The organism is Hyphomicrobium sp. 01T421 (assembly GCF_056398805.1).
The window spans coordinates 3,050,815-3,056,814 of sequence record NZ_JBFTQC010000001.1 but is presented as its reverse complement, the minus strand read 5'-3'; the positions used below and the strand labels follow the sequence as shown (position 1 = coordinate 3,056,814).

7 protein-coding genes are annotated in these 6,000 nt (G+C 56.7%); 6 read left to right on the top strand and 1 reads right to left on the bottom strand.

All coding sequences use genetic code 11. The features are described 5' to 3' along the window. Positions 1 to 258, top strand: a 258-nt coding sequence (locus AC1DK3_RS14270; protein ID WP_477192836.1) for a hypothetical protein, incomplete at its 5' end; no start/stop codon positions are given. A gap of 26 nt (positions 259 to 284) precedes the next feature. Here AC1DK3_RS14270 and AC1DK3_RS14265 read toward each other — a convergent pair. Then, a complete protein-coding gene (locus AC1DK3_RS14265; protein ID WP_477192835.1) occupies positions 285 to 1,268 on the bottom strand; it encodes a GlxA family transcriptional regulator in 984 nt (327 codons plus the stop codon). A gap of 177 nt (positions 1,269 to 1,445) precedes the next feature. Here AC1DK3_RS14265 and AC1DK3_RS14260 point away from each other — a divergent pair, with 177 nt between their 5' ends. From AC1DK3_RS14260 to AC1DK3_RS14240, 5 genes are all read left to right on the top strand, one after another. Continuing rightward, positions 1,446 to 2,105: an HD domain-containing protein gene (locus AC1DK3_RS14260; protein WP_477192924.1), complete on the top strand. Its 660-nt coding sequence runs from the start codon at positions 1,446 to 1,448 to the stop codon at positions 2,103 to 2,105. Between the two features lie 96 nt (positions 2,106 to 2,201). Beyond that, entirely contained in the window at positions 2,202 to 2,840 is a 639-nt protein-coding gene (locus AC1DK3_RS14255; protein WP_477192834.1) for an HD domain-containing protein, read from the top strand. Between the two features lie 117 nt (positions 2,841 to 2,957). Then, positions 2,958 to 3,377 (top strand): cupin domain-containing protein, encoded by a 420-nt coding sequence (locus AC1DK3_RS14250; RefSeq protein ID WP_477192833.1) that lies wholly within the window; start codon positions 2,958 to 2,960, stop codon positions 3,375 to 3,377. Between the two features lie 9 nt (positions 3,378 to 3,386). Next, a complete protein-coding gene (locus AC1DK3_RS14245) occupies positions 3,387 to 4,316 on the top strand; it encodes an NADP-dependent oxidoreductase (protein ID WP_477192832.1) in 930 nt (309 codons plus the stop codon). Between the two features lie 558 nt (positions 4,317 to 4,874). Beyond that, the gene (locus AC1DK3_RS14240) at positions 4,875 to 5,984 is read left to right on the top strand and encodes an alkene reductase (RefSeq protein WP_477192831.1); all 1,110 of its coding nucleotides are present in this window, start codon (positions 4,875 to 4,877) and stop codon (positions 5,982 to 5,984) included. Positions 5,985 to 6,000 lie beyond the last annotated feature (16 nt).

The following is a 6,000-nucleotide window of genomic DNA, read 5'->3' as shown; positions in this document are numbered from 1 at the left end:
TCGACTGAAATCAATGGGGTTTTACACTTCCATGTCGTCACGAGCGCTCATCGAGCGTCAAGAGTGGTCACGGGCACTCAATCGTTTTACATCAATCGCAACGCAACCCCGAATTGGTCGACGTCCGTCCGCTTTGCCGAGAAAGCGGAAGTCGCATCTTTGAAATCGCATACTCTTCTGATGAGCGGATACGACGTCACGAAGATCGCCGAGAGCAGACATCGGAGAATTGCCACGATTGGCCAGAAGCAGAAATGACCATCGGGATGCGCGCTCCGTTCGTCTCACACCTGTCGACTTGCATTTCCTTGCCGGAAGCTCTCGCGATAGCGTTGCGGACTGATGCCAATTCGGCGCTGGAAAGCCGCGCGCATCTGCTCTGGACCGGCAAAGCCACAGTCGAATGCAACAGTTTTTAGCGCCAGATCGGTCGCTTCGAGCAAGTTGCGGGCGTGATCGAGACGCACCCCTTCTATGTAATCGTGCGGCGTCAGCGCGAGTTCTTTGACGAAGAGACGCGCGATTGTCCGCGAGCTCGTACCGGCGATATTTGCAAGCTTCTCCACTGGAAATGGTTCGCTTACATGCTCCAGCACATAGGCCTGCACCTTGCCTATCGGTGTCGCCGGGTTGCAGTGGGCGTGAAGCAATGGACTGAACTGCGATTGCCCGCCTTGTCGCTGCGCGACGACGACTAAGCGCTTTGCGCAGGCAAGTGCGATTGCCGCTCCATGATCTTCGCTGACCAGCTCAAGGGCGAGATCAATTCCGGCCGTGACGCCGGCCGAGGTGACTAGCGCCCCATCCCGCAGATATATCCGATCATGCTCGACGCGGGCCTTGGGAAACTCAGCAGCAAGACGTGCAGCAATCTGCCAATGGGTGGTGACGCACTTTCCATCGAGCATCCCGGCTCGCCCGAGAGCGAATGCACCCGTGCAAATCGATCCGTAACGAACGGACTCCGGCGCCCGTTCCTGAAGCCAGCGAGAAAGGGCCTCGTCTTTCGGCGCATTTGGTAAGGCAGGCCCGCCCGCCACCAACACAGTGTGAAACCGCCGGGCCGCCTCTGCAAAAGTCAGGTGCGCGCCGAGTGGCATCCCATTCGACGCCCGGATTGGCTTCCTGTGGGATGCTACGATGAAGCACGCGTATCCCTCGTCGGCCGGCAACAGAGCGTTGGCCTCGGCAAACACATCGAGCGGACCAGCGACATCCAGCGCCTGCACGCCCTCGTGGATGATCAGCGCAACGTCTTTTTTCGCCATCGGCGAACCTGCCTTGAGTGGTCACTAGTGATGACGTTTCGAATCCCGGGCAACGGGAGCTGTCCGGCCGGGCAGTATATCGCTGGCGGTTGGCAGGATTTCAATGGTCGTTCCGATTGCTGCCAACCGGCGACGGATTATCAAGAGGGGCGGAAGCATACAAGAGGAGCAACGAGCATGAGAGACGCTCTCCTTCCGGCCGCAAGCATCAAAGGCATCAAGGTGCCCGACAGCAAGCTCGGCCGCGCCATCACGGAATTCGTTCGCGACAGCGAAAACGAACTGCTCTTCAACCATTCAGTCCGGGTTTACTTCTTCGGCGCGATTGCTGGCCAGCAGCGCGAAGTGACCTTCAATCATGAGCTCCTCTACGCGGCCGCGATGTTCCATGACATCGGCCTGATGCCAGCCCATAGCAGCCAAAATCTGCGCTTCGAAGTGGATGGTGCGAACGCGGCACGCGATTTCCTAAGAAACCATGGCGTGGATGCGTCGGATTTAGAGAAAGTCTGGACGGGAATCGCGCTTCACACAACGCCGGGAGTGCCTGAATTCATGCACCCCATCATCGCACTCACCACCGCCGGCGTTGAAATGGACGTGCTCGGCCTGACATATGGCCAATATGACGATGACGTGCGCGAGGCGGTTGTCGCGGCTTTTCCGAGAACACCGAACTTCAAAGAAGATATCATTCAAGCCTTCTACGATGGCATCAAGCATAAGCCGGATACGACTTTCGGTAACGTCAAGGCAGATGTGATCGCGGATAAGGACGTTCACTTCCATCGCCGTAACTTCTGCTCAATTATTCGCAGTTCGTGTTGGAAAGCATGACAAAACCAGGACATGGATTGAAGCGTACTTGAGCGCGCCGGTGGCCAGTTGCCCTTAGTGGCATCGTGCTTGGTCGCGCCTGCAAAGGAGTTCCAAATGGAACAAGTGATCTCGGGCATTGCAATTCCCGATAGCAAGCTCGCGCAAGAAGCAGCCGATCTTGTGCGCCAATACGAAAGTGAGATGTTGTTTAATCACTCCGTGCGCGTCTACTTGTTCGGAGCGATGAAGGGCATTCGCCAGAAACTCAACTTCGACCGCGAATTGCTCTACATATCGGCTCTGTTTCACGACATGGGCCTCATCGCTGCCTACTCGACGAACCAGAAGCGGTTCGAGGTGGATGGCGCTGACGCCGCTCGCGATTTCCTCAAGACCCACGGTATCGCTGACGCTGACGCGGACTTGGTATGGGAAGCGATCGCCCTCCATACTACGCCGGGCATTCCTCAGTACATGCGGCCGGAAATCAACCTAACGAACGCTGGCGTTCTAGTTGACGTTGTCGGCATCGGATACGATGAATACTCATCCGAGCAACGCGATCAGGTCGTCGGCGCCTTTCCACGTGGCAATTTCAAAAACGAGTTCATTGAGGTCCAGGCGCGTTCCGCCCTTAAAAAACCCGAGACAACTTACGGTACGGTCAATGCCGGCTATGTTGAAGCTTTCGATCCCAATTTCCGCAGCCCTAACGTCTGCACTCGCATCCACGGCGCGCCTTGGCATAGCTAACGCGCACCTAACTGCATCTCGCTGCCCGCAAACATCATTGCCTCTGCCCGTGCCTGCCACGCGCACGCTGATGACTAACGCTTCCAAACCTATGAGGCTTTGAAAGGAGACATCGTGATGAATTATCCTCTTGCGATACTTACGGGCGCGATCCTTGCCCTCACCGCCGCTATCCTGAGCTTGCCAATTGCAGCGAACGAGACAGGCGACGAGACAGTGCAGCCGGTCATATCGGTCAAACTCCCGAACGTTCCCGGTAAAAGCCTGTCGGCGGTGCTCGTAAAATATCCACCAGGGGGCAAATCGAACAAACATCATCACGCGGGCAGCGTATTCGCCTTCGTTATATCAGGCGCTATTCGGTCGGAGAACTCAGCCACTGGGCCAGACAAAGTTTACAAAGCCGGCGAAGCATTCTTCGAGCCTGCGGGCAGTCAGCATCTCGTCAGTGAAAATGCCAGTGCAAGCGAGCCGGCGAGCCTCCTTGCCGTCTTCGTAGCTGATGATGGGGCGAAACTGACGACCCTCGACAAGTGAGCACGCACCATGAAGGCCAACATCATCCATCGCTTCGGGCCGCCGGACGTGATCATGTTCGACGAAGCCGAACTGCCCCGTCCTGGCAATGGCGAAGTGCTCGTTCGCGTCATGGCGAGCGGAGTGGGCCCTTGGGACGGCTGGATCCGGGAGGGCAAAAGCGTTTTGCCCCAACCGCTACCTTTGACACTCGGCTCTGATCTTTCGGGCATCGTCCAGGAAATCGGAGAAGGCGTTGACGATATCAGAGTTGGTGACGAAGTTTTCGGCGTGACCAATCCGAGGTTCACTGGCGCCAACGCGGAATATGCCTTGGCGTCGGCGGGAATGATTGCAGCCAAACCTGACGACATCACCCATATCGAAGCTGCATCGATACCCGTTGTGGCGGTAACGGCTTGGCAGATGCTGTTCGATCACGGCGGTATCCAACCGAACCAGAAAGTCCTCGTTCTCGGCGCGGCGGGTAATGTCGGAAGTTATGCCGTTCAACTTGCACATGGAGCCGGCGCGCAGGTCTTCGCAAGCGCCGCACACGATAAAGCGGACTGTGTGCGCGGCCTTGGCGCAGCCCAAGTCTTCGATGGCCGGACCGAGGATTTACCGGCCGAAATAGGAGACATTGATCTCGTCATCGACGCTGTCGGTGGTGAGGCGCAGACGCAAGCACTGGAAGCATTGTCTCCGGGTGGAGTCCTGATCTCAGCGGTATCTCAGCCTGATCAAAATGCGGCTAAGCGGCTTGGCGTCAAAGCCACGTTCATGCTCGTTGACGTCACATCCGCCGCGCTAAAGTCGATCACAAAGTTGCTCGACGCAAAGGAACTCAGAACCAACGTCGGAACTGTTCTGGGCCTTTCTGAGCTCCGACGTGCTCACGAAATGCTTGAGAGTGTGCGGGCACACAAAGCTGGAAAGATCGTTTTAGAAGGTTCGTGAGACGTCTGGCGTCGCAGCCTCTACTCGGGGTTAAGGCCGCACATTTCGGTCAAGCCGACACCGTGATCCAGCGTCTGTTCCGCTTCTCGTTTAAAACCAGACATCTGATTTATCTCTCTTATGACGTCTTCGCGCATTGAAAGTCAGCTTTTGTAAACGAAGGGACATAGTGACGAGCGAGCCGGCATTTGAGCTGAGGTCTGTTATGGCCCAGAAGCTGACATGTTTGCTGCACGCTGCATTTAGCGGATCGACTACTTGATCTCAGTAACCGAGATTGCCCCGGCGTTCGAAAACCTGAGCCGGCTAGAGCTTCCAATTCTCGATTTGGATTCGCAAGCGCTTCGCGGCGGGTAGGATGCCACCGACGTTAGGTCAAATTGCAGAGACCCTTGCGTCAAGGTCGGTCAAATTGCCGTCCTTCTCATGTGTCTGGTGCCCTTCGGGTAAAACGGCCGGAGGAGGCAAGATCGTCTCCGACGGACGTCCGCCCAAACTCCTGGGGCGCCCGCTCATCAGGTGTGGAAACGCCGCTAAAATTGAGAAAAGGAAGTCGGAATGTCGGAGAGCAATGCCACGAATGAAGCGGCTGAAATCGGTCTGTTTCAGCCTATGTCATTTGGTCGCCTGACGCTGAAAAACCGCATCGCGATGGCGCCTCTCACCCGGTCGCGCGCGCATGAAGACGGCACTCCGAGCGAACTTCAAACCACTTATTATGCCCAACGTGCGTCCGCCGGCATCATTGTTACCGAAGCAACGAATATTAGCGCGCAAGGCAGGGGTTATATTCGAACACCGGGCATCTGGACACCAAGCCATGTTGCTGGCTGGAAAAACGTGACCGAAGCGGTGCACGCGCGAGGCGGTCGGATCTTCTTACAGCTCTGGCACGTAGGCCGCATCTCCCACTCAGAATTACAGCCCAATGGCGAGCTTCCCGTGGCGCCCAGTGCGGTGCGCGCCGAGGGCGTTCAAGCCTATACCCCGGCGGGCTTCAAGCCGCTCGAGACGCCGCGCGCCCTTGATCTCGATGAAATGCCGGGAATTATCGAACAGTATATGCACGGCGCGATATGCGCCAAGGAGGCTGGTTTCGATGGTGTCGAGGTTCATGCAGGGAACGGCTACCTTCTTCAACAATTCCTCTCGGACAAGACGAACAAACGGACCGACCGTTACGGAGGCTCTATCGAGAACCGTACCCGCCTAGCGATCGAGGTCTTGGACGCTGTCACGAAGGTGTGGAATTCCGATCAAGTCGGCATTCGCCTGTCTCCTCTCACCAAATTCGGCGACATCGGCGACTCCGATCCGGAGCCAGTCTACCTGGGTTTGATCTCTCGATTAAATCCCCTCAAACTCTGTTACATTCACCTGATCGAAGGCGACACAGGAGCCGAACGGCAGCCAGCCGGAAGTTTCGATCTGCAGAAGTTGCGGGTCGCGTTTAACGGTTTCTATATCGCGAACAACGGTTATGACCTCGAGCTCGCAATTGACGCCCGAGCGAACAACCGTGCGGATATCATATGTTTCGGCCGCCCTTATATCGCCAATCCCGACCTCGTTGAACGGTTGAAGACTGGCGCGACATTGTCGAGACCGGATCCGGAGACATTCTATGCCGGCGATGCTCACGGTTACACGGATTATCCTTCGCTATGATCGGCGCGCGGTCGGA

Bases quoted from the DNA above. Each gene is read 5' to 3' on its own strand.
- AC1DK3_RS14265 (WP_477192835.1), bottom strand. From the start codon at position 1,268: ATGGCGAAAAAAGACGTTGCGCTGATCATCCACGAGGGCGTGCAGGCG.
- AC1DK3_RS14260 (WP_477192924.1), top strand. From the start codon at position 1,446: ATGAGAGACGCTCTCCTTCCGGCCGCAAGCATCAAAGGCATCAAGGTG.
- AC1DK3_RS14255 (WP_477192834.1), top strand. From the start codon at position 2,202: ATGGAACAAGTGATCTCGGGCATTGCAATTCCCGATAGCAAGCTCGCG.
- AC1DK3_RS14250 (WP_477192833.1), top strand. From the start codon at position 2,958: ATGAATTATCCTCTTGCGATACTTACGGGCGCGATCCTTGCCCTCACC.
- AC1DK3_RS14245 (WP_477192832.1), top strand. From the start codon at position 3,387: ATGAAGGCCAACATCATCCATCGCTTCGGGCCGCCGGACGTGATCATG.
- AC1DK3_RS14240 (WP_477192831.1), top strand. From the start codon at position 4,875: ATGTCGGAGAGCAATGCCACGAATGAAGCGGCTGAAATCGGTCTGTTT.